Annotated in this window: 24 protein-coding genes and 1 tRNA gene; 15 read left to right on the forward strand and 10 right to left on the reverse strand. The window is 64.7% G+C overall.

Annotation, left to right across the window (positions count from 1 at the left end):
* Both BG83_RS0101115 and BG83_RS0101120 read left to right on the forward strand, forming a co-directional pair.
* Positions 1–777: an ABC transporter ATP-binding protein gene (locus tag BG83_RS0101115; RefSeq protein ID WP_024974987.1), complete on the forward strand. Its 777-nt coding sequence runs from the start codon at positions 1–3 to the stop codon at positions 775–777.
* 16 nt (positions 778–793) lie between these two features.
* Positions 794–1,510, forward strand: a complete 717-nt coding sequence (locus BG83_RS0101120) for an ABC transporter ATP-binding protein (protein WP_009241298.1) — start codon at positions 794–796, stop codon at positions 1,508–1,510.
* Positions 1,511–1,576: 66 nt separating this feature from the next.
* On the opposite strand, the gene BG83_RS0101125 is transcribed toward BG83_RS0101120, so the two are convergent.
* From BG83_RS0101125 to BG83_RS0101135, 3 genes are all read right to left on the reverse strand, one after another.
* On the reverse strand, positions 1,577–2,053 hold the full coding sequence (locus BG83_RS0101125) for a GNAT family N-acetyltransferase (RefSeq protein ID WP_024974988.1): 477 nt from the start codon (positions 2,051–2,053) through the stop codon (positions 1,577–1,579).
* Between the two features lie 80 nt (positions 2,054–2,133).
* Positions 2,134–3,321 (reverse strand): acetylornithine transaminase, encoded by a 1,188-nt coding sequence (locus BG83_RS0101130; RefSeq protein WP_024974989.1) that lies wholly within the window; start codon positions 3,319–3,321, stop codon positions 2,134–2,136.
* 271 nt (positions 3,322–3,592) lie between these two features.
* On the reverse strand, positions 3,593–4,642 hold the full coding sequence (locus BG83_RS0101135; RefSeq protein ID WP_024974990.1) for a CDP-6-deoxy-delta-3,4-glucoseen reductase: 1,050 nt from the start codon (positions 4,640–4,642) through the stop codon (positions 3,593–3,595).
* Positions 4,643–4,722: 80 nt separating this feature from the next.
* Here BG83_RS0101135 and BG83_RS0101140 point away from each other — a divergent pair, with 80 nt between their 5' ends.
* On the forward strand, positions 4,723–5,724 hold the full coding sequence (locus tag BG83_RS0101140) for an NAD-dependent epimerase/dehydratase family protein (protein ID WP_024974991.1): 1,002 nt from the start codon (positions 4,723–4,725) through the stop codon (positions 5,722–5,724).
* A gap of 1 nt (position 5,725) precedes the next feature.
* Complete coding sequence (locus BG83_RS0101145) at positions 5,726–7,393, forward strand: sensor domain-containing diguanylate cyclase (RefSeq protein ID WP_024974992.1); 1,668 nt, start codon at positions 5,726–5,728, stop codon at positions 7,391–7,393.
* 9 nt (positions 7,394–7,402) lie between these two features.
* On the opposite strand, the gene BG83_RS0101150 is transcribed toward BG83_RS0101145, so the two are convergent.
* A complete protein-coding gene (locus BG83_RS0101150) occupies positions 7,403–9,220 on the reverse strand; it encodes a chloride channel protein (protein ID WP_024974993.1) in 1,818 nt (605 codons plus the stop codon).
* A gap of 4 nt (positions 9,221–9,224) precedes the next feature.
* Positions 9,225–9,662 carry a MarR family winged helix-turn-helix transcriptional regulator gene (locus BG83_RS0101155; RefSeq protein WP_024974994.1) on the reverse strand — a complete coding sequence of 146 codons (438 nt, stop codon included), beginning with the start codon at positions 9,660–9,662 and terminating at the stop codon, positions 9,225–9,227.
* Positions 9,663–9,905: 243 nt separating this feature from the next.
* Between BG83_RS0101155 and BG83_RS0101160 the strand changes: the two genes are divergently transcribed.
* From BG83_RS0101160 to dkgB, 3 genes are read left to right on the forward strand one after another with little or no spacing between them, the layout of a single operon-like run.
* Positions 9,906–10,850 (forward strand): TIGR03571 family LLM class oxidoreductase, encoded by a 945-nt coding sequence (locus BG83_RS0101160; RefSeq protein ID WP_024974995.1) that lies wholly within the window; start codon positions 9,906–9,908, stop codon positions 10,848–10,850.
* Positions 10,847–12,049, forward strand: a complete 1,203-nt coding sequence (locus BG83_RS0101165; RefSeq protein WP_024974996.1) for an MFS transporter — start codon at positions 10,847–10,849, stop codon at positions 12,047–12,049. The genes BG83_RS0101160 and BG83_RS0101165 overlap by 4 nt, the downstream gene beginning before the upstream one ends.
* A gap of 24 nt (positions 12,050–12,073) precedes the next feature.
* Complete coding sequence (dkgB, locus tag BG83_RS0101170; protein WP_024974997.1) at positions 12,074–12,880, forward strand: 2,5-didehydrogluconate reductase DkgB; 807 nt, start codon at positions 12,074–12,076, stop codon at positions 12,878–12,880.
* 81 nt (positions 12,881–12,961) lie between these two features.
* On the opposite strand, the gene ilvD is transcribed toward dkgB, so the two are convergent.
* The 5 genes from ilvD to BG83_RS0101195 form a co-directional block, all read right to left on the reverse strand.
* Complete coding sequence (gene ilvD / locus BG83_RS0101175) at positions 12,962–14,821, reverse strand: dihydroxy-acid dehydratase (protein ID WP_024974998.1); 1,860 nt, start codon at positions 14,819–14,821, stop codon at positions 12,962–12,964.
* Between the two features lie 202 nt (positions 14,822–15,023).
* A tRNA-Leu gene (locus BG83_RS0101180) sits at positions 15,024–15,108 on the reverse strand.
* A 65-nt stretch (positions 15,109–15,173) separates the two neighbouring features.
* Positions 15,174–16,058 carry an NAD(P)-dependent oxidoreductase gene (locus BG83_RS0101185; RefSeq protein ID WP_024974999.1) on the reverse strand — a complete coding sequence of 295 codons (885 nt, stop codon included), beginning with the start codon at positions 16,056–16,058 and terminating at the stop codon, positions 15,174–15,176.
* Between the two features lie 21 nt (positions 16,059–16,079).
* The gene (locus BG83_RS0101190) at positions 16,080–17,249 is read right to left on the reverse strand and encodes an ABC transporter substrate-binding protein (protein WP_024975000.1); all 1,170 of its coding nucleotides are present in this window, start codon (positions 17,247–17,249) and stop codon (positions 16,080–16,082) included.
* A gap of 40 nt (positions 17,250–17,289) precedes the next feature.
* Positions 17,290–18,231, reverse strand: a complete 942-nt coding sequence (locus tag BG83_RS0101195; protein ID WP_024975001.1) for a CysB family HTH-type transcriptional regulator — start codon at positions 18,229–18,231, stop codon at positions 17,290–17,292.
* A gap of 155 nt (positions 18,232–18,386) precedes the next feature.
* Here BG83_RS0101195 and BG83_RS0101200 point away from each other — a divergent pair, with 155 nt between their 5' ends.
* The 8 genes from BG83_RS0101200 to BG83_RS0101235 all read left to right on the forward strand — a co-directional run bounded on the left by BG83_RS0101200 (position 18,387) and on the right by BG83_RS0101235 (position 26,039).
* Entirely contained in the window at positions 18,387–19,160 is a 774-nt protein-coding gene (locus BG83_RS0101200; protein ID WP_024975002.1) for a sulfite exporter TauE/SafE family protein, read from the forward strand.
* Positions 19,161–19,285: 125 nt separating this feature from the next.
* On the forward strand, positions 19,286–20,947 hold the full coding sequence (locus tag BG83_RS0101205) for a nitrite/sulfite reductase (RefSeq protein ID WP_024975003.1): 1,662 nt from the start codon (positions 19,286–19,288) through the stop codon (positions 20,945–20,947).
* Between the two features lie 18 nt (positions 20,948–20,965).
* The gene (locus BG83_RS0101210; protein ID WP_024975004.1) at positions 20,966–21,514 is read left to right on the forward strand and encodes a DUF934 domain-containing protein; all 549 of its coding nucleotides are present in this window, start codon (positions 20,966–20,968) and stop codon (positions 21,512–21,514) included.
* A complete protein-coding gene (locus tag BG83_RS0101215; RefSeq protein WP_024975005.1) occupies positions 21,511–22,338 on the forward strand; it encodes a phosphoadenylyl-sulfate reductase in 828 nt (275 codons plus the stop codon). Before BG83_RS0101210 ends, BG83_RS0101215 begins: the two co-directional genes overlap by 4 nt.
* A 20-nt stretch (positions 22,339–22,358) precedes the next feature.
* Complete coding sequence (gene cysD, locus BG83_RS0101220; RefSeq protein ID WP_024975006.1) at positions 22,359–23,309, forward strand: sulfate adenylyltransferase subunit CysD; 951 nt, start codon at positions 22,359–22,361, stop codon at positions 23,307–23,309.
* A 2-nt stretch (positions 23,310–23,311) separates the two neighbouring features.
* The gene (locus BG83_RS0101225) at positions 23,312–24,643 is read left to right on the forward strand and encodes a sulfate adenylyltransferase subunit 1 (protein WP_024975007.1); all 1,332 of its coding nucleotides are present in this window, start codon (positions 23,312–23,314) and stop codon (positions 24,641–24,643) included.
* A 56-nt stretch (positions 24,644–24,699) separates the two neighbouring features.
* Positions 24,700–25,509, forward strand: a complete 810-nt coding sequence (gene cobA, locus BG83_RS0101230; protein ID WP_024975008.1) for a uroporphyrinogen-III C-methyltransferase — start codon at positions 24,700–24,702, stop codon at positions 25,507–25,509.
* Positions 25,510–25,637: 128 nt separating this feature from the next.
* Positions 25,638–26,039, forward strand: coding sequence for a 5-carboxymethyl-2-hydroxymuconate Delta-isomerase (locus tag BG83_RS0101235; RefSeq protein ID WP_024975009.1), 402 nt, complete (start codon positions 25,638–25,640; stop codon positions 26,037–26,039).
* Positions 26,040–26,041 lie beyond the last annotated feature (2 nt).

The following is a 26,041-nucleotide window of genomic DNA, read 5'->3' on the forward strand; positions in this document are numbered from 1 at the left end:
ATGAGCAATAACAACGTCCTCCTCTCGATCCGAGGAGTCCAGAAGCGTTTCGGCGGCCTGCAAGCGCTGTCCGACGTGAACCTGGAAATTCGCGAAGGCGAAATCTACGGTTTGATCGGCCCGAACGGCGCCGGCAAGACCACGTTCTTCAACGTCATCACGGGCCTGTACACGCCTGACGCAGGCGAGTTCGTGCTGGCCGGCACGCCCTACCAGCCGACCGCCGTGCACGAAGTGGCCAAGGCTGGCATTGCGCGCACGTTCCAGAACATCCGCTTGTTCGGCGACATGACCGCGGCAGAAAACGTCATGGTCGGCCGTCACGTGCGCACCAAGGCCGGCTTGATCGGCGCGGTGTTCCGCACCAAGGCTGCACGCGAGGAAGAGCAGTCGATCGAAGACTGGGCGCACGACCTGCTGGACTACGTCGGCATCGGCAAGTACGCCAATTACACGGCGCGCAACCTGTCGTACGGTCACCAGCGTCGTCTGGAAATCGCACGTGCCCTGGCCACGCAGCCCAAGCTGCTGGCCCTGGACGAACCGGCCGCCGGCATGAACGCCACCGAAAAGGTGGAACTCCGTGGCCTGCTCGACAAGATCCGTTCCGACGGCAAGACCATCCTGCTCATCGAGCACGATGTAAAGCTGGTGATGGGCCTGTGCAACCGCCTGACCGTGCTGGATTACGGCAAGGTAATCGCACAAGGCCTGCCGCATGAAGTGCAGAGCAACCCCGCCGTGATCGAGGCCTACCTCGGCGCGTCAGCGCACTGACGCAGAGGAACGGAATATGAAACCAGTAATGTTGAAGATCGACAGCCTGAAGGTCGCGTACGGCGGCATCCAGGCGGTCAAGGGCGTGGATCTGGAGATTCGCGAAGGTGAGCTGGTCACGCTGATCGGTGCCAACGGCGCCGGCAAGACGACCACCATGAAGGCCATCACCGGCCTGCAGGGCTGGGCCGGCGGTGACGTGCAGTATCTGGGCAAGTCCATCAAGGGCGTGCCGAGCTACAACCTGCTCAAGCAGGGCCTGGCGATGGTGCCGGAAGGCCGCGGCGTGTTCGCGCGCATGACCATCGTCGAGAACCTGCAGATGGGTGCCTTCACGCGCAACGACGAGGCCAACATCAAGGCCGATATCGACCGCATGTTCGGCATTTTCCCGCGCCTGAAGGAGCGTGCAAACCAGCTGGCCGGCACGATGTCGGGCGGCGAGCAGCAGATGCTGGCCATGGCGCGTGCGCTGATGAGCCAACCGAAGCTGCTGCTGCTGGACGAGCCGTCGATGGGTCTCTCGCCGATCATGGTGGAGAAGATCTTCGAGGTCGTGCGCGACATCTCGGCGCAAGGCGTGACCGTGCTGCTCGTTGAGCAGAACGCGCGCCTGGCGCTGCAGGCAGCGCACCGCGGCTACGTGATGGACTCCGGTCTCATCACCATGAGCGGCGATGCCAAGCAGATGCTGGACGACCCGAAGGTGCGTGCCGCCTACCTGGGCGAGTAAGCACCCTCAAGCACCACGAGAAAGCCCCGCGATTGCGGGGCTTTTTCTTTGCGCGTGACCAACGCTTCAGGCAGATGCCGCCGTGTAGATGTTCGGCCGATGCAACTGCATGAACCCGACGCCCTCCGGCACATCGGTAAAGCCGTGCTTGCGATAAAGCCAGTCGGCGCCCGTTGTCACCAACACTGTGCGGCGCAGCGTCTGCAGGTCAGGGTGCTCGCGCAGGAAGTCCATCAACGCGTGGGAGATACCTTTCCCACGCCAAGCCTGCAGCACGAACACATCGCACAAGTACGCGAACGTTGCACGATCGGTGATGACACGCGCAAAACCAACAAGCTCGCCATGTGAGCCATCGCCGTTCAGTCGATAAGCGGCAAGGCACACCGAATTTGCGATCGATCTGTCGAACACATCGCGTGGCAGGCCGCGGGCCCAATACGTTTCCTGCGAGAGGAAGTTGTAGATGTCGTCCAGCGGGAGCCACGCGGAATCATCAGACAACACGATCCCCGTGGCCGAAACTTCTCGCGTCACGGCCATGGCAAACCTCAAGGGGGGAACTGCGATGGAGCGATGAAGGGCGACGCATTGCGCGCCGCCCCGGGGTCATGCGATGTGCTTTAGGCGTGCGCTTTCAGCAGCGTGCGCAGCATGCCGATCATCGTGTCGATCTCTTCGGTCGTCACGTTCAGCGCAGGCATGAAGCGCAGGATGTTCGGGCGCGGGGCGTTCAGCAGCAGGCCCGTCGGGTTCATCTCGCGGGCGGCTTCCACCAGTTGGCCGCCAATGTCCTTGCCGAGCAGCAGCGCGCGCAGCAGGCCGTTACCGCGTTCGCCGGCCAGGCCGAACTCTTCGCTCAGCTTGAGCAGTTGCGTGCGCAGATAGGCGCCGCGTTCTTGCACGCCGGCCAGGAAGCCCGGGGCCAGGAGTTGCTCGATCACCGAGCAGCCGACGGCCGTCATCAGCGGGTTGCCGTTGTAGGTGCCGCCCTGGTCGCCGGCCTCGAAGCTGGCAACTTCATCCGTGCACAGCAGGGCCGAGAGCGGCACGCCGCCGCCGATACCCTTGCCCAGCGTCATGATGTCCGGCTCGATGTTCGAGAGCTGGTAGGCGAAGAGCGTGCCGCAGCGGCCGCAACCGGCCTGCACTTCATCAACGATCAACAGGATCTTGTGCTTCTTGGTCAGCGCGCGCAGCTGCTGCATGAATTCCGGCGTGGCCGGCAGCACGCCGCCTTCGCCTTGCACCGGCTCAAGCATCACGCCGACAGTCTCGTCGGTGATGAGCGCTTCCACCGAGGCAATGTCGTTCAGGATGGCTTTCGGGAAGCCCGGTACCTGCGGCGCGAAGATGGTGTCCCAGCCGGCCTTGCCCGACGCGCTCATGGTGGCGAGCGTGCGGCCGTGGAAGCTGTGGTCGAACGTGATGATCTGGAACGCGCCGTTCTTATGCTTCTTGCCCCACTTGCGAGCGAGCTTGATGGCGCCTTCGTTGGCTTCGGCGCCGCTGTTGGCGAAGAACACCTTGTCGAAACAGCTGTGCGCGGTCAACAGGCCGGCCAGCTTGGCCATTGGCTCGTTGTAGAACGCCGGGCTCGGGTTGATCAGCTTCCTGGCCTGCGCGTTCAGCGCTTCGATCATGCCGTCATTGGAGTGGCCGAGGCAGTTGACGGCCCAGCCTTGCACGAAGTCCAGATATCGCTTGCCGTTGTGGTCCGTCAGCCACGAGCCCTTGCCTTCGGTGAAGATGATCTCGGGCCGATTGGTGATGTACATCAGGGACTGGACGGGGTAGTCAGCAAACGCCATGGCAAAGCTCCAGAAAAAGGCGGCAGGAAGATGAAAAACCGAAAAAACGCGAGTTGGAAAAAGACAAAGGCCACGGGGGTTGCCCCGTGGCCTTGTGATCGTCGAATCCTGTGAACCCGATATGCAATCAGCAGACAGCCGCGTGGCTTCCCGGAGGGAGCAACGTACGGCGGCGTCGGAGGTGCAGGGCTCGGTTCATAAGGCGCAAGAATAAGACGGATGCCAAGTCAAGTCAAAACGAAATTTTGACCTTCTTTGGATTTGTGCAACGTCAGCCGGCCGGGTGGAGGTCTGCCTCCGAGGTGAAGGAATCGGCGAAGAACGCGTCCGGGTGCATCCGGCACTGGGCGGCGAAATCCGTGCGGGCCGAGTTGATCACCACCGGCGCGCCGCAGGCGTAGACCTCGTGGCCTGACAGGTCAGGGTGATCGGCCATCACAGCTTGGTGAACGAAGCCGGTGCGGCCTGTCCACGCGTCTTCTGGCAAGGCGTTGGAGACGACCGGCACGTAGGTGAAGTTCGGCAGCGTGCGCGCCCATTCTTCAGCCTTGGCGTGCATGTACAGGTCTTGTGGGCGACGGCCGCCCCAGTACAACGTCATCGGGCGTGTGCTGCCGATGAACTGGGCGTGCTCGATGATCGCCTTGATGGGCGCGAAACCGGTGCCCGAGGCCAGCAGGATGATCGGCTTGTCGGATTCTTCACGCAGGAAGAAGCTGCCCAGCGGGCCCTCGAAGCGCAGGATGTCACGCTCCTTCATGGCCGGGGCGCCTTCTTTGGCGCCGAACACGTAGTCGGTAAATGCGCCGCCCGGCATGTGGCGGATGTGCAGCTCGATCGGGCCTTCGTCGTGGGGCGGGTTGGCGATCGAGTAGCTGCGGCGCTTGCCGTCGCGCAGGAGGAATTCCACGTACTGTCCGGCCAGAAATTGCATACGCTCGGTGGCAGGCAGTTGCAGCTTGACGATGGTGACGTCCGGCGCGGCCTTTTCCAGCGACGCGACGCGGCACGGAATCTTCTTGATGGGTACGTCGCCGGCGCCATGCACTTCGCGCACTTCAATCGTGACGTCAGTGGCGGGCGTGGCGCAGCAGAACAGCGCACGGCCTTCGGTGGCTTCCTGGGCGGACAGCGCGTTGGGCGAGTGGTTGCCCTGGACGATGGAGCCCTCACGCACGTGGCCCTTGCACGAACCGCACGCGCCGTTTTTGCAGCCGTATGGCAGGCCGATGCCCTGGCGCAGCGCCGCTGCAAGGATGGTCTCGCCGTCTTCGGCCTGGAATTGGCGGCCGCTGGGCAGCACGTTGATCTGGTAAGCCATACTACAATCCGAATATGTTGAAAAGAGTGTCTGGTCGCCCGTCTGGGCATGCAATGGTGGTCAATCCGGCAGCACGTCCGATGGTGAATCAGTCAGTCGCTCGGCCATCCAAATCTTCACTACGCTTGGGCCTTCCCCGCGTGTTGATCGTCGGTTGCGGCGATGTCGGACAACGCTGCCTGGCGATGCTCCGCACGCGTTTTCGCGTCTTTGCCGTCACCTCACGCCCCGAAGGTCGCGCTTCGTTGCGCGAAGCCGGCGCCGTGCCGATTGTCGCCAATCTGGACGATCCCGCGTCGCTGCGCCGCCTGCGAGGTTTAAGCCTCCGCGTGCTGCATCTGGCACCGCCGCCCGCTGCCGGCAACGATGATCCGCGTACCGCCGCGCTACTGCACGCGCTGACGCAGCCGGCTCCGGTTTCCCGGGCCACAAAACATCGCATTTTACCCGAGCGGGCGCGCAGGTCGGGTGGCCTCACTGGCCGCTTGAAAACTCACCTCCAAGCGCGCGCGTTCGTGTATGCCAGCACCAGTGGCGTCTACGGCGATGCGGGCGGCGCCTGGGTCGACGAATCCCGCCCGGTGAAGCCAACCACGGCGCGTGCCCAACGCCGTGTCGCTGCCGAGCGCCGCGTGCGCTGGTTCGGTGCGGGCGGCGGCTGGCGCACGTCGATTTTGCGCATTCCAGGCATCTATGCAGCCGACCGGCTGCCTGTCGCGCGGCTCGAACGCGGCACGCCCGCCTTGCGCCCGGAAGACGATGTCTACACCAACCACATCCACGCCGACGACCTTGCGCGCGCCCTCATTGCCGCGCTGTTCCGGGGGAAACCGCAGCGCGTGGTGCATGCCAGCGATGCATCGGAGCTGCGCATGGGCGATTACTTTGACGCCGTGGCCGACGCGCGCGGCTTGCAGCGGCCACCGCGCATTTCGCGGGCCGAGGCCGCCCAGCAGATCGAGCCGGCACTGCTGTCGTTCATGAGCGAATCGCGCCGGCTTCGCAACACGCGGCTAGCGCGCGAGTTGCGCGTGGCGCTGCGCTACCCGACGGTGGCGGATTTCCTGAGCAGCGAGGCCTGACATGAAGGCGCCTGCGCCCGCACCTGCAACGTCGTCGCACGGCGCCCGGCTGCGCCTTGCGCGGTTGGCGCTTTGGCTGTCGGCGGCGGTGGTGGGCGTAGGCGTCTCATGGTTTGCCGCCTGCTTCGTGGCGGATTCGATGAGCGCGCGCGACATGCAGCAGATGGTCGATGCGCGGCGCCAGCTGGCTGCGCAGGTGGCGGAAGGGATGTCGAACCAGATCACGGCCGACGTGGCCTTGCTGCGCGCGCTGCCGCAGACGCTCGCGCAGATCGATGCCATCCCGCGTGCCGTGGCGCGCGTCGACACCCGGCGCTGGAACCTGATGGATCAGGGCTCGCGTGCTGAAGAGGCGACGTCGCACCCGGAAGTGGTCGACATCGATGCATTCCTGAACGCGACCGCCGGCAATCTCGGGCTCGACTACGTCTGGGTCGTCAACCAACACAATTACGTGGTGCTGGCCAATAACGCCGGTCATGCCGATTCGTTCGTCGGCGTGCAGTCGAGCATGCAGCCGTACATGAAGGAGGCGATGCTGGGCGGCCTGGGCGAGCAATTCACGGTGGGCCGGGTGACGGGCGTGCCGGGCCTGTTCTTCGCTGCACCGGTGTATGACGCTGGTGGGTACCTGGTCGCGGCGATGGGCACCAAGGTAAGCCTTGCGAGGCTGCAGCACTGGGTGTCGCACCCGACATCGTTGGTGACCGATCCAAACGGATTGATCATTCTGTCGACCGACGCGTCGCTGGTGGGCAAGATCCTGCCGGATGCGCGCCTGCAGCGCATGCGTGCCAGCGACCGGTACAACGCCTACCAGCGTGTCGACTTCGAGCCGTGGCCCTATCAGCCCACTGCCAAGGCGCATCACGATGTGCCCCGCTGGGTGCCGGCCGAGGTGCGCGACACGCTGTCCTGGCGTGAGGGCAGTGCGATGCCTTCGCTCGCCGTGTCGCGCAGTGCCAGTGCGGACCTCACCATCGTCGTGGCCGAGCCGCTGCCTGCGTGGGGCCAGCAGCTTGCCAACCATGCGCGCAACCGCGCGATCGGCTTCGTGTTGTTCGTGAGCGTGCTGGTGACGTTCGTGCTGGTGGCGTGGTCTTTGGTGCGCGAGCGGCAGCATCACCGTGTAACGCGCCATTTGAACCAGCGGCTGCAACGCACCAATAGCGCGCTCGCCAACGAGGCGCATTTCGACCATCTCACGGGTGTGCTGACGCGGCGTCGCTTCCTGGCGCTGTTCGACACGGTGCTCGCGCGAGCCCACAACCGCGCCGAACCGCTCGTGCTGGTGCTGGCCGATCTGGATCACTTCAAGCGCATCAATGACACATGGGGCCACGCAGTGGGCGACATGGCGCTGCAGCGCTTTGCGTCGCTTGCGACGAGCGTGCTGCGCAGTAGTGATCTGGTCGGGCGTTTGGGCGGCGAGGAATTCGCCATGGTGATGGGCCGCACCACACTGGAAACGGCCACTGAGGTGGCGGAGCGCCTGCGTACTGCGGTGGCAGAGACGGACGAGAGTTTCCCGACCGGGCTGTCGATGACCGTCAGCATGGGCATGACGGTCTGCCGGCCGGGCGATACCGCGTCGGAGATGCTCAAGCGCGCCGACCTGGCGCTGTATCGCGCCAAGGAAAGCGGTCGCAACCGGCACGTGGCCGGCTGAAACTGGCGACTAGCGCGCGGCGCGTCCAGCGCGGCGGCGGCGTAGTTCGAGCTGCGTGCGCGTGCCCGACAGCGGCACACGGCGGAAGCGCTCGCGGCGCTGTTCCTCATCAAAGAACGCCAGCGAGGGTTTGACCAGATCGCTGCGCGAGACAATGCCCACCAGCGCGCGCGATTGCGAATCGGCCACCACCGGCAGCCGCTCCAGCCCATGCACTGCCAGGCGCGTGGCGACGATGCGGCAGGTCTCGCCGGGCAATGCCATCACGGGGGCATTCGCACCGAACAATTCGGCAACGGTGATGGCGCCGCGCTTCTGGCCCGCCAGCAGGGCATCGCGGTCGAGCATGCCGACCAACGCGCCATTCGGGCCACCTCGCACCACCGGAAACGCGCGGTGTGCCTGCTTGGCCCCAAAGCGGTTGGCGAGCGTATCGGCCAGCGTGGCCTGTGCGTCGATGGTCTGCACCGAACGCGTCATCACCTCATCCACGGCGTGACGCTCGAGCGGGTCGACGGCGTATTCGCGATAGATGTGGAAGCCGCGGCGTGCGATCTTCTCGGTCATGATCGAACGCGGCATGGTCAGCACGACAAAGCCGTAGGACACCGCCACCGCCAGCAGAATCGGCAGCAGCGCGTTCACATCGTGGGTAAGCCCGAAGGCGAAGACGATGGCCGTGAGCGGGGCGCCCAGCACACCGGCCAGCATGGCCGCCATGCACACCAGCGGCCACAAGCCCGGGTCACCCCCCGGCAGCACGGGCCCGATCAGCACCCCCAAGCCGGCGCCCATCATCAGCAGCGGAGCAAGCACACCGCCGGACGTGCCGGAACCCAGCGCGATCACCCAGATGACGGCCTTGACCACCAGCAGCGCCAGCGCCACGCGGATGGCGAGATGGTTGTGCAGCAAATCGCCGATGACGTCGTAGCCGACCCCGAGCGCACGCGGCTCGAAATAACCGCCAATGCCAACCACCAGGCCACCGATGGCCGGCCACCACATCCAGTGGATCGGCAGGCGGCCGAACAGGTCTTCAGTTTTGTACAGCGCCATCGAGAGCGAGCGTGCCAGCGCGCCGCACAGCAACCCGGCGACCACGCACGAGCCCAGCGCTGGTAGCGTCGCCGGTGCGGTTTCCAGCGGGAAGAGAGGGCCAGGTTCCAGCACCAGTACACGCAGGAAGCCCGCCACCGCGCACGCCACCGCCACGGGCAGCATGCTGCGCGGGCGCCATTCGAACAGCAGCAGTTCCACCGCCAGCAGCAGCGCGGCCACCGGCGTGCCGAACACGGCCGTCATGCCCGCCGTAGCACCGGCCACCAGCAGCGTCTTGCGCTCGGCGGCCGTCAGCTTGAAGAACTGCGCGAACAGCGAGCCGATCGCGCCGCCCGTCATGATGATCGGGCCTTCCGCGCCAAACGGGCCGCCGCTGCCGATCACGATGCCCGAGGACAGCGGCTTGAGCACCGCCACCTTCGGGGACATCTTGCTCTTGCCGAACAGGATGGCTTCGATGGCCTCGGGAATGCCGTGGCCACGAATCTTCTCCGAGCCGAAGCGCGCCATCAGCCCGACGATCAGCCCGCCGATGAGCGGTACCGCAATCACCCAGGCGCCGAGCGTGTTGGTGGCCGGCGAGCGATCCGCCAGCGACAGCGTCTGGAAAAAGAACAGGTTGGTGAAGAAGCGGATCAGGTTGAGCAGCACCACGGCTGCCAACGTGGCAAACGCAGCGATGACAACCGCCAGCGCAGTGGTGCGGAACAGCGTGGTGTCGGTCGCAAAGTCGCGCCGATGCTGTTGGTGTTCAAGGGTTTGCATGACGTTACTGCTCGGCGGATGGTTCGGCGGGGTGATCGAGGTGGGGGATCTTGAAAGCGCGGCTGAAGGTTGACAGCTCGCTCTGGTGCAGCCCGGCCAGCAGCGCAACAAGTTGGTCACCCTTCCTGGAGAGATGCACTTCCACCTGGCGTGCGTCGGTGTCGCTTTGGCGGCGTTCGACCAGGCCCGCTTCTTCGCAGCGTGTGATGAGTGCCGCCGTGCCATGCGGCGCGGCCTGCAGGCGCTCGGCCAGTTCGCCGACGGTGGCCCATTCGCGCCCGGCATAGCCTTTCACGTGCAGCAGCAACTGATACTGCAGCGGCGTGATGCCCTTGGCGTGGATCAGATCTTCAGAGGCGCGCAGGAAGCGGCGCAGGTGGTAGCGGAAATCGGAGAGGCTCTCGAAATCCTGCTTGGACAGAGGTCGGGCGCGGGTGGACATGGCGGAATCAAAAGGTTCGGGCTGGAATATATCACAGTGTGACATATTTGGAGAGGCCTGCCATGTTGCTGTATTGCCAACCTGGAGTGCGTTCTGAGTTGCACGGATTGTTGATTGCCAATCAAGACTGTTTCGTCGACGGGCGGGTTTTTCTGCAAAGGTGGCGCACGCACACTGCGGTCCATGCTCATTGCGTTGATAGCGAACGCTTCGCCGTTAGCGCCTTTTGACCCGATCACAACCATGCCTCCCACACTCGACAAACTGACTCACGGCGGCTTCACCATCGGCATCGAGTTGCCACTCGACAACGATTGGTCCCCCGCTGGCGATGCCAAGCGGCTGCGCGATGGGCGCCGCCACGGTGTGCCCGATATCGAACACCACGCAGCCCTCGCGCAACTCGCGGATTCGCTCGGCTTTCGTGCCCTGTGGGTGCGCGATGTGCCGGTGTACGACCCCGCATTCGGCGATGCTGCGCAGGTGTTCGAAGCGTTCTCGTATCTGGGCTACCTAGCCGGCATCACGCGCAACATTCTGCTCGGCACCGCCGCCGTTGTTCTGCCGCTGCGCGAGCCGCTGCTGACGCTCAAATCGGCCGCAAGCATCCAGGAGTTGAGCGGCGGTCGTCTGTTGCTCGGCGTGGCGAGCGGAGACCGGCCCGTCGAATATCCGTTGTTCGGCCGCGACTTCGAATCGCGCGGGGAAAGCTTCCGTGACCAGATCGCGCTTTTGCGTGACGGCGCGCGCGGCAGCTTGCCCGCCGGCATAGAGATTCTGCCGGCCATGCGCCCGTCGCTTCCGCTGCTGGTGGCCGGCCTCGCGCAACAGACGCCGACCTGGATCGGCACACACATGGACGGTTGCCTTGCCTATCCGGGCACGCCGGCCGACCACGCGCAACGCGCCGCCGCATGGCGTGCCGTTGCGGGCGACAAGCCCTACGTGAGCTTCATCCACCTCGATCTGACGGATGACCCGCACGAGCCGCTGCAACGCCATCGCTTTGGCGCACGCGCCGGGCGCATCGCACTGTCCGAAGAGCTGGCAGCGATGCGCGAGGCGGGTGTTCAGCATATCGGGCTGCATTTCCGCCGGAATCGTCGCCCGCTTGCCGAAACGTTTGCGGAAATCGCGGCAGAGGTCCTGCCCGCTTTCCATTCCTCTGCTTTGGAGTACACCGCATGAACCCCACCCCCACTTCCGCCGAGACCACACGCAGCAGCGCAACGCTGCCGCTGCTCGCGCTTGCCGCAGGTGCCTTCGGTATCGGCACCACCGAGTTCTCGCCGATGGGCTTGCTGCCTGTCATTGCCGACGGCGTGCATGTATCGATTCCGCAGGCCGGCATGCTGATCAGCGCCTACGCGATCGGCGTGATGGTCGGTGCGCCGATCATGACGTTGGTGCTCGCACGCTGGCCACGGCGTAAGGCGCTGATCGCGCTGATGAGCATCTTCACCATCGGCAACCTGCTGTCAGCCGTTGCGCCGGATTACACGACCCTGCTGCTCGCGCGGCTCGTCACCAGCCTCAACCACGGCGCGTTCTTCGGGCTGGGTTCGGTCGTTGCCGCCAGCCTCGTGCCGCGCGAGAAGCAGGCCAGCGCCGTGGCCACGATGTTCATGGGCCTGACGATCGCCAACGTCGGCGGTGTGCCGGCCGCGACGTGGCTTGGACAGATGATCGGCTGGCGCATGTCGTTTGCCGCCACGGCCAGCCTGGGCCTGATCGCAATCGCGGGCCTGTTCGCCGCGCTGCCGAAGGGCGATGCCGGCAAGATGCCCAACCTGCGTGCCGAACTCGCCGTGCTGACGCGTCCCGTTGTGCTGGGCGCGCTTGCCACTACGGTGCTCGGTGCGGGCGCGATGTTCACGCTCTACACGTACGTCGCCCCGACGCTCGCCGAACTGACCGGCGCCTCGCCAGCGTTCGTGACGGCGATGCTGGTGCTGATCGGCATCGGTTTTTCGATTGGCAACATCGCCGGCGGCCGCCTGGCCGATCGCTCGCTCGACGGCAGCCTGATCGGCTTTCTGTTGCTGCTGATCGTGACGATGCTCGCCTTCCCTGTACTCGCCAAGACGCACGCGGGTGCGGCCGCCGCGCTGCTGGTATGGGGCATTGCCACCTTCGCGGTCGTGCCGCCGCTGCAGATGCGCGTGATGCGTGCCGCAGCTGAGGCGCCGGGGCTTGCATCGTCGGTCAACGTGGGCGCGTTCAACCTCGGCAACGCGCTCGGCGCGGCAGCGGGCGGCGCGGCCATCTCTGCAGGCCTGGGCTATGCGGCCGTGCCGATTGTCGGCGCAGTGATTGCGGCGGCAGGTCTCGCGCTGGTTGGTCTGCACGTTGTTCAGCGTCGGACGCGCCTGGCCATGAACCCCTGATCCGGTTTCCCTTTGGAGCACAAGATGAACAAGATTCCCGCCTTCGGCCTCGGCACGTTTCGCCTGAAGGGCCAGGTTGTCATCGATTCGGTTCGCAACGGCCTCGAACTCGGCTACCGCGCAATCGACACTGCGCAAATCTATGGCAATGAAGCGGAGGTGGGCGAGGCAATTGCCGGCTCCGGCGCGTGCCGCGAAGACCTGTTCCTGACCACCAAGATCTGGGTCGACAACTACGCCCGGGGCAAGCTCGCGGCGAGCCTCGAAGACAGCCTCACCAAGCTGCGCACCGACTACGTCGACCTCACGCTGATCCACTGGCCCGCGCCTAACAACGGCGTGTCGCTCGAAGAATTCATGAGCGCGCTGGCCGATGCCAAGGCCCGGGGTTTGACGCGCGAGATCGGCGTCTCGAATTTCAACATCGCCCTGACGCAACAGGCGATTGCGGTGGTTGGCAAAGACGCCATCGCCACCAACCAGATCGAGCTGAGCCCGTATCTGCAGAACCGCAAGCTCGTCGATTTCCTACAGCGCGAGGGCATCCACGTCACGTCGTACATGACGCTTGCTTACGGCAAGGTGTTGGGCGATCCGGTGATCGGCGCGATTGCACAGCGGCATGAGGCAACGCCGGCGCAAGTTGCGCTGGCCTGGGCGATGCAGCTCGGCTATTCGGTGATCCCATCGTCGACCAAGCGGGAGAACCTGGCGAGCAACCTGCGTGCGCAAACACTGCAACTGACTGCCGACGACATGGCGCAGATTGCCGCGCTTGAGCGCAACGGCCGCGAGGTGTCACCCGATGGGCTTGCGTCGCAGTGGGATTGAACGTTGCGCAGCCGGCGCAATAGAAAAGCCGCTCCGAAGAGCGGCTTTTTTGCATCACTCGGGCGCATGGCCCGTCGCGCATCAGTCGTCCAGTTGCGACAGGTCGCGCACGGCGCCCTTGTCCGCCGACATGACCAGTTTTGCGTAGGCCTTGAGCGCGGCCGATACCTTGCGCGGACGCGGCTGCGCGGGCTTCCAGCCCTTGGCGTTCTGCTCTTCGCGGCGGCGTGCAAGTTCTTCGTCCGACACCAGCACGTTGATCGTGCGGTTGGGGATGTCGATGCGGATCTTGTCGCCGTTACGCACCAGCCCAATCGCGCCGCCTGCCGCCGCTTCCGGCGAGCAGTGGCCGATCGACAGGCCCGACGTGCCGCCCGAGAAGCGGCCGTCCGTCAGCAGGGCACAGGCTTTGCCCAGGCCCTTGGACTTGATGTAGCTCGTCGGGTACAGCATCTCCTGCATGCCGGGGCCGCCCTTCGGGCCTTCGTAGCGCACGACCACCACGTCGCCAGCCTTGACCTTGTCGGCGAGGATGTTCTCGACCGCTTCGTCCTGCGATTCCGTCACGTGTGCCGTGCCTTCGAACACGAGGATGCTTTCATCCACGCCAGCGGTCTTCACCACGCAGCCGTCCAGCGCGATGTTGCCCCTTAGCACGGCCAGGCCGCCTTCCTTCGAGAACGCATGCTCGTTCGAGCGGATGCAGCCCTCGGCGCGGTCCAGGTCCAGGCTCGGCCAGCGCGTGTTCTGGCTGAACGCGACCTGCGTCGGGATACCGGCCGGGCCGGCACGGTAGAACGTCTGCACGGCTTCGTCCGACGTGCGGACGATGTCCCACTGGTCCAGCGCATCCTTCATCGTGGGCGCGTGCACGGTTGGTGCATCGGTGTGCAGCTTGCCGGCACGGTCCAGTTCACCCAGGATGGCCATGATGCCGCCTGCGCGGTGCACGTCTTCGATGTGGTACTTGTTCGTGTTCGGTGCGACCTTGCACAGCTGCGGCACGACGCGCGAAAGGCGGTCGATATCCGTCATCGTGAAGTCGATTTCGGCTTCCTGTGCAATCGCCAGCAGGTGAAGGATCGTGTTGGTCGAGCCGCCCATCGCGATGTCCAGCGTCATCGCATTTTCAAATGCCTTGAAGCCGACCGAGCGCGGCAGCACGCGCTCGTCTTCCTGTTCGTAGTATTGGCGGGCCAGTTCAACGATGCGGCGGCCGGCGCGCTTGAAGAGCTGTTCGCGGTCTGCGTGCGTGGCGACCACGGTGCCGTTGCCCGGCAGCGACAGGCCCAGGGCTTCGGTCAGGCAGTTCATCGAGTTGGCCGTGAACATGCCCGAGCACGAACCGCAGGTCGGGCAAGCCGAGCGCTCGACTTCCGCCACTTCCTCATCGGAATACTTGCTGTCGGCCGCGATCACCATCGCGTCAATCAGGTCGAGCTTCTTGATCTCGATGGCCTTGGTGACGGGGTTGGCCAGGCGCGTCTTGCCCGCTTCCATCGGGCCGCCCGAGACGAAGATCACCGGAATGTTCAGGCGCATGGCGGCCATCAGCATGCCCGGGGTGATCTTGTCGCAGTTCGAGATGCACACCATGGCGTCGGCGCAGTGCGCGTTGACCATGTATTCGACCGAGTCGGCAATGATGTCGCGGCTGGGCAGCGAATACAGCATGCCGTCGTGGCCCATGGCGATGCCGTCATCGACGGCAATCGTGTTGAATTCCTTGGCGACGCCGCCCGCGGCTTCGATCTCGCGCGCGACGAGCTGGCCCAGGTCTTTCAGGTGCACGTGGCCGGGCACGAACTGGGTGAACGAGTTGACCACCGCGATGATCGGCTTCTGGAAGTCTTCATCTTTCATGCCGGTGGCGCGCCAGAGCGAGCGTGCCCCCGCCATGTTGCGGCCGGCGGTGGAGGTTTTGGAACGGTATGCGGGCATTGTGGGTACTGAAGAAGGTTCGAAATGGGGAGCGGGCCACGCGGATACAGGCCCTCATGCCCGTGCGATCAACCTCTTGAGCCGCGCCCGGGGCAAAACCCGCATTATCCCACGCCAGGCGGGGCGTGTTGCCGGCTGCAATTGGGTTGGCGAATGGCCAATGAAAAAGCCGCTTCTGCGTGAACAGAAGCGGCTTGAATTCTGGTGCCCGAGGCCGGAATCGAACCGGCACGCCTTGCGGCGGGGGATTTTGAGTCCCCTGCGTCTACCAATTTCACCACTCGGGCAGGTGCTGATGAGCCGGCAATTATGCCAGAAGTTCGGCCATCCGAACAAGGCGGCCGGGCAATGCTCAATCCGCCTGCTGATTGTTCTGCTGCTCCAGCACGCGCAGCAGCGATGCCGTATCGTCATACCCCCAGCCATTGGCGACCAGCGTATTGAGCTGCGAAGCCACCAGCTCCATCGCCGGCATCTGCAGGCCGAGTTCCTGGGCGATCTCGCGCACGAGGCCGAAATCCTTGTCGTGCAGGCGTGCTTCGATGCCGGCGGCAAAGTTACGCTCGGCCATCTTCGGGCCCATCATGTCGAGCATGCGGCTGCCCGCAAAGCCCGGGCCGATGGCAGCCAGCACGCGCGACGGGTCGGTGCCCTGGGCGCGTGCAAACAGCATGGCCTCGGCAATGCCCTGGATGTTGATGACCTGCACGATCTGGTTGCAGGCCTTGGCGACCTGGCCGGCGCCGTGGTCGCCGACGTGCGTGATGGTGGTGCCCAGCAGTTGCAGCAGCGGGCGCACGCGTTCCAGCACCTCGGTCTTGCCGCCCACCATGATCGATAGCGTGGCTTTTTGCGCGCCTGCGGTGCCGCCGGAGACTGGCGCATCCAGGAACTCCAGGCCCGCCGCTTCCAATTCGGCGGCCATGCGGCGCGTGGCCACGGCCGAGATCGTGCTGTGATCAATGCACACCGCGCCGCGCGGTGCGCCATGGACGACGCCGTCCGGCCCCAGCAGCACGCCTTCCACATCGGCCGTGGAGGTGACGTTGGTGAAAATGACTTCGGCGTCGCGTGCAGCCTCGGCGGGGGTGCTGCAAGGCTCGGCGCCGATGGCGCGGGCGTTGTCCGCTGCCTCCGGACGGCGCACATAGGCGCGCATGGTGTGTCCGGCGGCAATGAGGTGCTGGACCATCGGCGTGCCCATGTTGCCGAGGCCGATGAAGGCGATACGTGTCATGGCAGATCTGTGCGTGTTTGATTAGCGCGGGCCAGCGTAAGCAAAGCGGCCGTTCTTGATGATGCCCATCACGCGCGAGCGTTGGTCGAAGCCTTGGTGATCCTGGGCATTCAGGTTCAGCACGCCGTTGGGCACAGTCAGATCGCGCGTGGTTTCCAGCGCGTCGCGCAGGGCGGCGCGGAAAGCGGGCGTGCCAGGCTTGGCGCCGGTCTTGAGCGCGCGGGCCGTGGCGTTGTCGAGCAACTGCCACGCGCCCCAGGCGTCGCCCGCAAATTGCGTGACGGTGTTGGGGCCATACTTGGCTTCATAGCGCTCGGCAAACTCAACTGCCACCTTGCGTACCGGATGGCTGGCTGGCAGCTCGCGCGCCACCACCACGGGGCCGGTCGGGAAGAGGGTGCCTTCGACGTCCTTGCCGCCCACCTTCAGGAATTCCGTGCTGGCGATCCCGTGCGTCTGATAGATGCGGCCCTTGTAGCCGCGCTCCACCAGCGTGCGTTGGGGCAACGCGGCCGGGGTGCCGGCCCCGGCAATCAGGATGGCGTCGGGCTTGGAGGCCATCAACTTGAGAATCTGGCCGGTCACGCTGGTATCTGTGCGCGCAAAGCGCTCGTTGGCCACCACGCGCAGCTTGCGCACCTCGGCCAGCTTCGAGAATTCACGCCACCAGCTTTCGCCATACGCATCGGTAAAGCCGATAAAACCGACGGTATGCACGCCGCTGTCCGCCATGTGCTGCGTGACGAGCGTGGCCATCTGCGAATCGTTCTGCGGCATCTTGAACGCCCAGTGGCGCTTGGCGTCCTGCGGCTCCACGATGGAAGCGGAGGCGGCCAGCGTGATCATCGGCGTCTGACCTTCGGCCACGGCATCGAGCGAGGCCAGCGCCGTCGGCACGATCGTCGGACCGACGATCACATCCACCTTGTCTTCGGCGATCAGCTTGCGCACATCGCGCACCGCCATCGAGGGGTCAGATGCGTCGTCCAGAATGATGACCTGCGCGCGCTGACCGCCGATGGTCGCCGGCCACATCTGCACGGTGTTCTTGCTCGGGATGCCGATGGCCGCAGCGGGGCCGGTGGTCGACAGCACCACACCCACGCGGATGTCGGCTTGGGCGGGCAGGGCGATGGCGGCAGCGCTGGCAAGGAGCGCCATGCCGCAAAGCAGGCGACGTCGGGTCGTCATGAAATCTCCGGGAAGTTCGGCAATTGCAATTGCAGGCGAATCAGAGCTCGTACGCTTCGTGATCGCCGGACATGAGTTGCTCGACCAGCTTGCGCGTCAGCGTTGGCGCAAACAGTTCGATGAAGGTGTAGACGAAGCCGCGCAAGTACGCGCCTTGTTTGACGCCCAGGTGCGTGACGTTGGTGCCGAACAGGTGTCCGGCCGGAATCGCGCGCAGGTTGCGGTCGCGCTCGGCGTCAAACGCCACGCCGGCCACGATGCCCACGCCAAGCCCCACTTCCACGTAGGTCTTGATGACGTCTGCGTCGATGGCCTCCAGCACGATATCGGGCTTGATCTGGCGTAGCTCGAAGGCGTGGTCGATCTTGGGCCGGCCGGCAAAGTGCTGGTCGTACGTGACGATCGGGTAACCCTTCAGGTCTTCCAGCGTCAGGTGCTGGCGAGACAGAAGCGGGTGATCAGGCGGCGTCACCACCACATGCTGCCACTGGTAGCCCGGGATCGAGATCAGATCCTTCACGTGCGACATGCCTTCGGTGGCAATGGCAAGGTCGGCCTGGTCGTGCAGCACCATCTCGGCAATCTGCGCGGGGGTGCCCTGCTGAATGGAAAGGCGCACCTTGGGGTATTTGCGCGTGAACTCGGCAATCGCCTTGGGCAGCGCGTAGCGCGCCTGCGTATGCGTGGTGGCGATGGTGAAGTTGCCCTGATCCTGCGCGGCGTAGTCCTTGCCGACGCGCTTGAGGGTTTCGACTTCTTCCAGCACGCGCTCGACCGAGGCCAGGATGCGCCGACCCGGCTCCGTGAGACCCCGGATGCGCTTGCCGTGCCGGGTGAAGATATCGACGCCCAGCTCCTCTTCCAGCTCAATGATGGCCTTCGAAACGCCTGGCTGTGATGTATAGAGCGCTTTTGCGGCCTCTGTCAGGTTGAATTTCTGCCGCACGGCTTCGCGCACGAAGCGAAATTGGTGAAGGTTCATGGCTGCGCGGTCGATAAAGAAGAACGGGTGCGAACTGAACGCTACTTATAACCGACGCCATATAAACAAACAATTTTTTATTGGTTTGGGATATGAGGCCAGTTCATTACGATGCTCGAACTTCGTGATAACACGCCCTCACTGTCTCCCGCGCCATGACGCTCGCCTATACGGTTTCCGGTTTGCTGGTCGGCCTGTTGGTCGGCCTGACGGGCGTTGGCGGCGGCTCGCTGATGACTCCGCTGCTGACGCTGATGTTCGGCTTTTCGCCGGCGACCGCTGTCGGCACGGATTTGGCATTTGCGTCGCTCACCAAGGGCGTCGGCACGATCGCACATCGCAGCCACGGTCATATTCGCTGGGACATCGTCAAGCGCCTCTGCATGGGCAGTCTGCCCGCAGCGCTGGTGACGGTGATCGTGCTGAAGACCGCCGGCAACCTGGATGCGGAGTGGATGCACGTGATTCGCGTGACGATCGGCGCGTCGGTCATCCTGACGGTGATTTCGCTGCTGTTCCGTCAGCGCGTATTGGGCTGGCTGGCGGCCAACCCGCGTTATCGTCTGCAGGGCACGGCGCTGGCCGTGGCCACGGTCATCGTCGGCGTGGTGCTGGGCGTGCTGGTGACGGTGTCGTCCATTGGCGCAGGTGCCGTGGGCGCGACGCTCATCCTGATCCTGTATCCCGAATTGAAGAGCGCCGAAGTGGCCGGCACCGACATCGCCTATGCCGTGCCGCTGACCGCCGTGGCGGGCCTGGGCCACATGTACCTGGGCACGATCGACTGGAACCTGCTGGTGTCACTGCTGGTGGGCTCCATCCCGGGTATCTGGCTGGGTGCGCGCCTGTCCAAGAATCTGCCGGAACGTCTGGTGCGCGGCGCGCTTGCCGCCACGCTGACGATCACGGCCATCAAGCTGGTGTCGTGATGCGTGACCTCATGCCGGCCCTGCTTGATTGCGGCTGCTGTCGCTGAGCTGGCAGCAGCGCCATAACGAAACGCTTTCCCCCAATTGAATCGCACGCCGGCCCAGCCGGATCGGACTGAACAGTCATGTACCAATACGACGCTTACGATCACCGCCTCGTCGCCGACCGCGTAGAGCAGTTCCGCGATCAGGTGCGCCGCCGTATCTCGGGCGAACTGACGGAAGAAGAGTTTCTGCCGCTGCGTCTGCAGAACGGCCTGTACTACCAGCGCCACGCCTACATGCTGCGCGTGGCGATTCCGTATGGCCACCTGCGCGCCAAGCAACTGCGCATGCTCAGCCACATCGCCGCCGAGCACGATCGCGGCTACGGCCACTTCAGCACGCGCCAGAACATCCAGTACAACTGGATCGAGCTGGAGCAGGTGCCCGACATCCTGGCCAAGCTGGCCTCGGTGGAAATGCACGCCATCCAGACCTCGGGCAACTGCATCCGCAACATCACGACCGACCAGTTTGCTGGCGTGGCACCGGACGAGGTGGTCGACGCGCGCCCGCTGGCGGAAATCCTGCGCCAATGGTCGACGTTCATCCCCGAATTCGCGTTCCTGCCGCGCAAGTTCAAGATTGCCGTGTCGGCCTCGCGCGAAGACCGCGCCGTGACGCAACTGCACGACATCGGCGTCTACGCCTATGAGAAGGACGGCCAGACGCTGCTTCGCATCCTGGCCGGCGGCGGCATGGGGCGCACGCCGATCCTGGGCGCGATCATCAAGGAAGACCTGCCGTGGCAGCACATGCTGTCGTACATCGAGGCCGCCGTGCGTGTGTACAACCGCTACGGCCGTCGCGACAACAAGTACAAGGCGCGCATCAAGATTCTCGTGAAGGCCATCGGCGCGGAACAATTCGCCCGCCAGGTGGAAGAAGAGTGGCAGCACATCAAGGACGGTCCGTCGACCATCACGCAGGCCGAATTCGACCGCGTGGCGCAGTTCTTCGCGCCGCCGGCGTATGAAAAGCTGGCCGACACCGATGCCACCTATGAAAAGGCGCTGCTGGAGAACAAGGCGTTCGCCCGCTGGGTGAGCCGCAATGTGCATCCGCACCGCGTGCCAGGCTACGCCGCAGTCACGCTGTCGCTCAAGCCGGGCGCGGCGTTGCCTCCGGGCGACGCGACGGCCGAGCAGATGGCGCTGGTGGCGGATTGGTCCGAGCGCTTTGGCTTTGGCGAGCTGCGTGTCGCGCACGAGCAGAACCTGATCCTGCCGGACGTGAAGAAACACGATCTGTTCGCGCTGTGGCAACTGGCCAAAGAGCACGGCATGGCGACCGCCAACATCGGCCTGCTGACCGACATCATTGCGTGCCCGGGCGGCGATTTCTGCTCGCTGGCGAACGCCAAGTCGATTCCCATCGCGCAAGCGATTCAGGCGCGTTTCGACAACCTCGACTACGTGTACGACCTGGGCGAGCTGTCGCTCAACATCTCGGGTTGCATCAACTCGTGCGGGCACCACCACGTCGGCAACATCGGCATCCTGGGTGTCGATAAGCACGAAGAAGAGTGGTACCAGGTGTCGTTGGGCGGCGCGCAGGGCAACGATTCGGCGATCGGCAAGATCATCGGTCCGTCGTTCAAGGCCGAAGAAATGCCCGATGTGATCGAACGCATCATCGACACTTTCGTCGCCAACCGCACGGAAGACGAGCTGTTCATCGACACCTATCACCGTATCGGCATGGCCCCGTTCAAGGAACGCGTCTACGCCCGTGAAGAAGCCTGAACGCCGAGGGAAACGAATATGAGCAAGATCATCAAGCTGCAAAACGGTGCCCCGCAAATCGTGGCTGACGAATGGACCGTGCTGCGCGCACCGGAAGGCGGCGAACTCACGCAAGCCGATGTGGATGCCACTGCGCACGCCATCGTGCCGCTGGCCTATTGGCAAGCCAACCGCGACGCGCTGCTCGGCCGCGCCCGCGCTGGCACGCTGGCCGTCTGGCTCGCTCCCGACGACGAGCCGTTTGCGCTGGAGGCTGACCTGCCGAACCTGTCGCTGGTGGCCGTGGATTTCCCGGTCTTCCGCGATGGCCGTGGCTACAGCACCGCGTTCCTGCTGCGCCAGCGCCTGGGCTTTACGCGTGAGTTGCGCGCCATTGGCGACGTGCTGCGCGATCAGCTCGACTTCATGCGCCGCTGCGGCTTCGATGCCTACGCTGTGCGTGCGGACAAGAACATCGACGATGCGCTGAACGGCTTTGGCGAGATCAGCGTGCGCTACCAAGGCGCCATCGACGAGCCGCGTCCGCTGTTCCGCCGCGAGCGCACAACCGAGGCAAATGCAGCATGAGCGACACCCAAGACATCGCCGTGTCCGAAGTGCCGGTGTCCGCAATCGGGCGCCCGGTGCTGTGGACGCGCCCCGTCTACACCGGCACGGCTGAAGCCCTGGCCGCGAAGGAAGCCGCGCTGTTCGAGCGCCTGGCCGAGATTGCCGCCAAGCACGGCGTGGCAAAGTTCGCCACCAGCCTGGCTGCCGAAGACATGGTCGTGACCGATGCGATCCTGCGCAGCCCCGAGGCCGTGCGGGCGCACCTGCCGATCTTCACGCTGCAGACCGGCCGCCTGCACGCCGAAACGCTGGCGATGCTCGACCGCATTCGCGCGCACTACGGTTATGCGATCGAGCAATACGCACCGGACGCCCGCGCAGTGGAAGCCTACGTGCGCGACCATGGCCTCAACGCGTTTTACGACAGCATTGAACTGCGCAAAGCCTGCTGCAACATCCGCAAGGTGGTGCCGCTGAACCGGGCACTGAAAGACGCCGACGCGTGGCTCACGGGCCAGCGCCGCGAGCAGGCCGTCACCCGTGCCGACCTGCCGTTTGCCGAAGACGACGACGCGCGCGGCATCGCCAAGTACAACCCGCTGTTCGACTGGTCCGAGGCAGAAGTCTGGGCTTACCTCGAACAACACAACGTGCCGACCAACGCGCTGCACGACAAAGGCTATCCAAGCATCGGCTGCGAGCCTTGCACGCGCGCGGTGCGTGCCGGTGAAGACGTACGCGCCGGCCGCTGGTGGTGGGAATCGCGCGACAGCAAGGAATGCGGTCTGCATGCGGCAAATGCGGTGACAAATTCGTCGACGAACCTGTCGCAACAGAATTGAGCGAGAGCTAAGGAAGAATCATGGGAGTGATGAGCGAGATCCCCGGCACGGCCCTGACGCCTGTGCAGAACGAACACCTCGACTGGCTGGAAGCCGAGTCGATCTACATCATCCGTGAGGTGGTGGCCGAGTGCCGCAACCCGGCGCTGCTGTTCTCGGGCGGCAAGGATTCGATCGTCATGCTGCACCTGGCGCTCAAGGCGTTCCGCCTGGGCGATCGCAAGATCGATCTGCCGTTCCCGCTGGTGCACATCGACACGGGTCACAACTACCCGGAAGTGATCGCCTTCCGTGACGAGCAGGTTGCCAAGCTGGGTGCACGCCTGGTGGTCGGCCATGTGGAAGATTCCATCAAGCGCGGCACGGTGCGCCTGCGCAAGGAAACCGACTCGCGCAACGCCGCACAGGCCGTCACGCTGCTGGAAACGATCGAATCGCACGGCTTCGACGCCCTGATGGGTGGCGCCCGCCGCGATGAAGAAAAGGCCCGCGCGAAGGAGCGGATCTTCTCGTTCCGCGACGAGTTCGGCCAGTGGGATCCGAAGGCCCAGCGCCCGGAACTCTGGAGCGTGTACAACGCCCGCATGGCACAGGGCGAGCAGATGCGCGTGTTCCCGATCTCCAACTGGACGGAACTCGACGTGTGGCAGTACATCGCCCGCGAGAACCTCGCCCTGCCGCCGATCTACTACGCGCATCAACGTGAAGTCGTGCGCAAGAACGGCCTGCTGGTGCCCGTCACGCCGATCACGCCCAAGGCCGATGGCGACGTGAGCGAAGTGCTGTCGGTGCGCTTCCGCACCGTGGGCGACATCAGCTGCACGTGCCCGGTGGCGAGCACCGCCGCCACGCCGGCCGAGATCATCGCCGAGACGGCCGTTACCGAAATCACCGAACGCGGCGCCACGCGCATGGACGACCAGACGAGCGAAGCCTCGATGGAAAAGCGCAAGAAGGAAGGGTATTTCTGATCATGACGACGAATTCGACGCACCCAGCGACGCATCCTGCATCGCACCAAGGCCTGCTGCGCTTCATCACCGCCGGTTCCGTTGACGACGGCAAGAGCACGCTGATCGGTCGCCTGCTGTACGACAGCAAGGCCGTGCTGACCGACCAACTGCAAGCGCTGGCCAACGCCAAGAACAAGCGTACCGCCGGCGAGCAGATCGACTTTTCTCTGCTCACCGACGGCCTGGAAGCCGAGCGCGAGCAGGGCATCACCATCGACGTGGCGTACCGCTATTTCTCGACCGCGCGCCGCAAGTTCATCATTGCGGATACGCCGGGCCACGAGCAGTACACGCGCAACATGGTGACCGGCGCCTCGACCGCGCACGCCGCCATCATCCTGATCGATGCCACGCGTGTGACGACCGTTGACGGCAAGACGGAGCTGCTGGCCCAGACCAAGCGCCATTCGGCCATCGTGAAGCTGCTGGAACTGCAACACGTGATCGTGGCCATCAACAAGATGGATCTGGTCGACTACAGCGAAGCGCGCTTCAACGAAATCCGTACCGCCTACGATGCACTGGCCACGCAACTGGGCTTGCGCGATGTGCGCTACGTGCCGGTGTCGGCCCTGCGCGGCGACAACATCGTGCACGCGTCCGAAGCCATGCCTTGGTATCAGGGCGAGCCGCTGCTGGCGCTGCTGGAAGATCTGAAGGTGGAAGAGACCGCCCCGGCGGGCGACGATGCGCTGCGCTTCCCCGTGCAGCTCGTGGCGCGTCAGGACGGCTCGCAGGCTGATGATTTTCGCGGCTACATGGGCCGTGTGGAAGCCGGCACGGTGCGCGTCGGCCAAGCCGTGCGCGTGCTGCCCGCCAACCGCGAAACCACGGTGGCCGAAGTGCTGACGCCCAATGGCGCAGCCGATTCTGCCGGCCCCGGCGAGACCATCACCGTGCGCCTGGCCGATGACGTGGACATCTCGCGCGGCGACACGATCGTCGCTGCTCCGACGACTGCCGCCAACGCAGCCAAGAAGCTGCATGCCGACCTCTGCTGGTTTGACGCGCATGAGCTGAACCCGGCCCGCAAGTACGTGCTCAAGCACACTACGGCCACCGTGTTCGCACGTGTGTCGGATGTGGAGCGCGTGCTGGACGTGCATACGCTGTCGCACGAAACCGGCCGCAAGCAGATCGCACTCAACGATATCGGTACGGTCAACATCAGCCTGCAGAAGCCGATCGTCTGCGATGCGTATGGCGACAACCCGGCCACCGGCGCGTTCATCCTGGTGGACGAAGCCACGCACCATACGGTGGCAGCTGGCATGATCCGTGCGTTTTCCTAACGTGGATGGGGCGCGGTAAGCTGCGCCCCGCAGGAAAAAGCAAAGGAACCTAGGCAATGGAAGCGAAGACCCCCAAAATACTCGGCCGCGTGAGCCTGATTGGTGCGGGCCCCGGCGCCGCGGACCTCATCACGGTGCGCGGTGCACGATTGTTGGGCGAAGCCGAAGTCGTGCTGCATGACGCACTGGTCTCGCCGGAGGTCTTCCAGTACTGCCCGCAGGCTGTGCTGATTGCAGTCGGCAAACGCTGCGGAAAGCGTTCGACCGCGCAGCGCTTCATCAATCGCCAACTCGTCGATCTGGCCACCAAATATCAGCGCGTCGTGCGCCTGAAGGGCGGCGATCCGATGCTGTTCGGCCGTGCTGACGAGGAGCTGCAGGCGCTCGAGCAAGCCGGCATCGACTACGAAATCGTTCCGGGCATTACGGCAGCGCTGGCAGCCGCCTCTGCGATCCGTCAGCCGTTGACCAAGCGCGGTGTCGCGCGCAGCGTCGCGTTTGTTACGCAAGCCAAGGCTGCTGATCCCGACACGCCGCAACCCGAAGGCGTCGTGCCGGAACCCGTTGCGCAGGCCGATTCGCTCGTCTACTACATGGGCCGGGATCAAGCTGCCTCCATCGCTGCGGACCTGATCGCCCGTGGCCGCGCACCGTCGACACCCGCTTGGGTGGTCGAGGCCGCAACAACGCCCGAGCAGCGCTCGGCATGCTTCACCCTTCAGCAGATGGCCGATGGCGCCGCAGCGGAGTGGATCAACCCAGAGCATCCGAGCCTGCTGATGATCGGTGACGCGTTTGCCGCGCGGGCATCGGCGGCAGCGCCCGAACTGGCGCTCGACATGCATCCCCATAGCCTGGCCGCCTGAGCTGCGCTCAGCGCGCCGGCGCTTTCTCTCTCCCCTGTTCAAGCAATCAAAACTGCCCGGTGCAGCGATAAAGCTGCCGGGCATGAGATGCTTTGAGATATTCCATTCTCCGGGGGGAGATCTGTGCCATGCCGCACGTCATCATCGAATACACCGCCAATGTCGAGGCCGATGCGCGCATTCCTGAGCTGATGCGCGTGCTCAACGATGTGCTGATCGGCTACGCGGATGTGTTTCCCACCGGCGGCATCCGTACGCGCGCGCTGCGCCTTGACCAGTACCGCATGGCCGACGGCGCGGAAGACGACGCCTTCATCCACGTGACCTTCCGCATCAAGGCGGGCCGGCGCAAAGCTGTGACGGGGTCGATCTGCGCGGCGATGTTCACCGCCATGCGCGCGCATCTGGCCGACGTGTTTGCGCGCCGTCATCTCGGGCTGACACTGGAGCTGGTGGAGTTCGACGCGCATGGCTTTCACGTCGAAAACAACGTGCACGCGCGCTTCATGCGCATGGCAGAACCGCAGTGAGG

The sequence above is a fragment of the Ralstonia pickettii genome, from assembly GCF_000607165.1.
Classification (GTDB): Bacteria; Pseudomonadota; Gammaproteobacteria; order Burkholderiales; family Burkholderiaceae; genus Ralstonia; species Ralstonia holmesii.

Excerpts from the sequence above, each read along its gene's own strand:
- BG83_RS0101115 (WP_024974987.1), top strand. The coding sequence starts at position 1 with ATGAGCAATAACAACGTCCTCCTCTCGATCCGAGGAGTCCAGAAGCGT.
- BG83_RS0101120 (WP_009241298.1), top strand. The coding sequence starts at position 794 with ATGAAACCAGTAATGTTGAAGATCGACAGCCTGAAGGTCGCGTACGGC.
- BG83_RS0101125 (WP_024974988.1), bottom strand. The coding sequence starts at position 2,053 with ATGGCCGTGACGCGAGAAGTTTCGGCCACGGGGATCGTGTTGTCTGAT.
- BG83_RS0101130 (WP_024974989.1), bottom strand. The coding sequence starts at position 3,321 with ATGGCGTTTGCTGACTACCCCGTCCAGTCCCTGATGTACATCACCAAT.
- BG83_RS0101135 (WP_024974990.1), bottom strand. The coding sequence starts at position 4,642 with ATGGCTTACCAGATCAACGTGCTGCCCAGCGGCCGCCAATTCCAGGCC.
- BG83_RS0101140 (WP_024974991.1), top strand. The coding sequence starts at position 4,723 with ATGGTGAATCAGTCAGTCGCTCGGCCATCCAAATCTTCACTACGCTTG.
- BG83_RS0101145 (WP_024974992.1), top strand. The coding sequence starts at position 5,726 with ATGAAGGCGCCTGCGCCCGCACCTGCAACGTCGTCGCACGGCGCCCGG.
- BG83_RS0101150 (WP_024974993.1), bottom strand. The coding sequence starts at position 9,220 with ATGCAAACCCTTGAACACCAACAGCATCGGCGCGACTTTGCGACCGAC.
- BG83_RS0101155 (WP_024974994.1), bottom strand. The coding sequence starts at position 9,662 with ATGTCCACCCGCGCCCGACCTCTGTCCAAGCAGGATTTCGAGAGCCTC.
- BG83_RS0101160 (WP_024974995.1), top strand. The coding sequence starts at position 9,906 with ATGCCTCCCACACTCGACAAACTGACTCACGGCGGCTTCACCATCGGC.
- BG83_RS0101165 (WP_024974996.1), top strand. The coding sequence starts at position 10,847 with ATGAACCCCACCCCCACTTCCGCCGAGACCACACGCAGCAGCGCAACG.
- dkgB (WP_024974997.1), top strand. The coding sequence starts at position 12,074 with ATGAACAAGATTCCCGCCTTCGGCCTCGGCACGTTTCGCCTGAAGGGC.
- ilvD (WP_024974998.1), bottom strand. The coding sequence starts at position 14,821 with ATGCCCGCATACCGTTCCAAAACCTCCACCGCCGGCCGCAACATGGCG.
- BG83_RS0101185 (WP_024974999.1), bottom strand. The coding sequence starts at position 16,058 with ATGACACGTATCGCCTTCATCGGCCTCGGCAACATGGGCACGCCGATG.
- BG83_RS0101190 (WP_024975000.1), bottom strand. The coding sequence starts at position 17,249 with ATGACGACCCGACGTCGCCTGCTTTGCGGCATGGCGCTCCTTGCCAGC.
- BG83_RS0101195 (WP_024975001.1), bottom strand. The coding sequence starts at position 18,231 with ATGAACCTTCACCAATTTCGCTTCGTGCGCGAAGCCGTGCGGCAGAAA.
- BG83_RS0101200 (WP_024975002.1), top strand. The coding sequence starts at position 18,387 with ATGACGCTCGCCTATACGGTTTCCGGTTTGCTGGTCGGCCTGTTGGTC.
- BG83_RS0101205 (WP_024975003.1), top strand. The coding sequence starts at position 19,286 with ATGTACCAATACGACGCTTACGATCACCGCCTCGTCGCCGACCGCGTA.
- BG83_RS0101210 (WP_024975004.1), top strand. The coding sequence starts at position 20,966 with ATGAGCAAGATCATCAAGCTGCAAAACGGTGCCCCGCAAATCGTGGCT.
- BG83_RS0101215 (WP_024975005.1), top strand. The coding sequence starts at position 21,511 with ATGAGCGACACCCAAGACATCGCCGTGTCCGAAGTGCCGGTGTCCGCA.
- cysD (WP_024975006.1), top strand. The coding sequence starts at position 22,359 with ATGGGAGTGATGAGCGAGATCCCCGGCACGGCCCTGACGCCTGTGCAG.
- BG83_RS0101225 (WP_024975007.1), top strand. The coding sequence starts at position 23,312 with ATGACGACGAATTCGACGCACCCAGCGACGCATCCTGCATCGCACCAA.
- cobA (WP_024975008.1), top strand. The coding sequence starts at position 24,700 with ATGGAAGCGAAGACCCCCAAAATACTCGGCCGCGTGAGCCTGATTGGT.
- BG83_RS0101235 (WP_024975009.1), top strand. The coding sequence starts at position 25,638 with ATGCCGCACGTCATCATCGAATACACCGCCAATGTCGAGGCCGATGCG.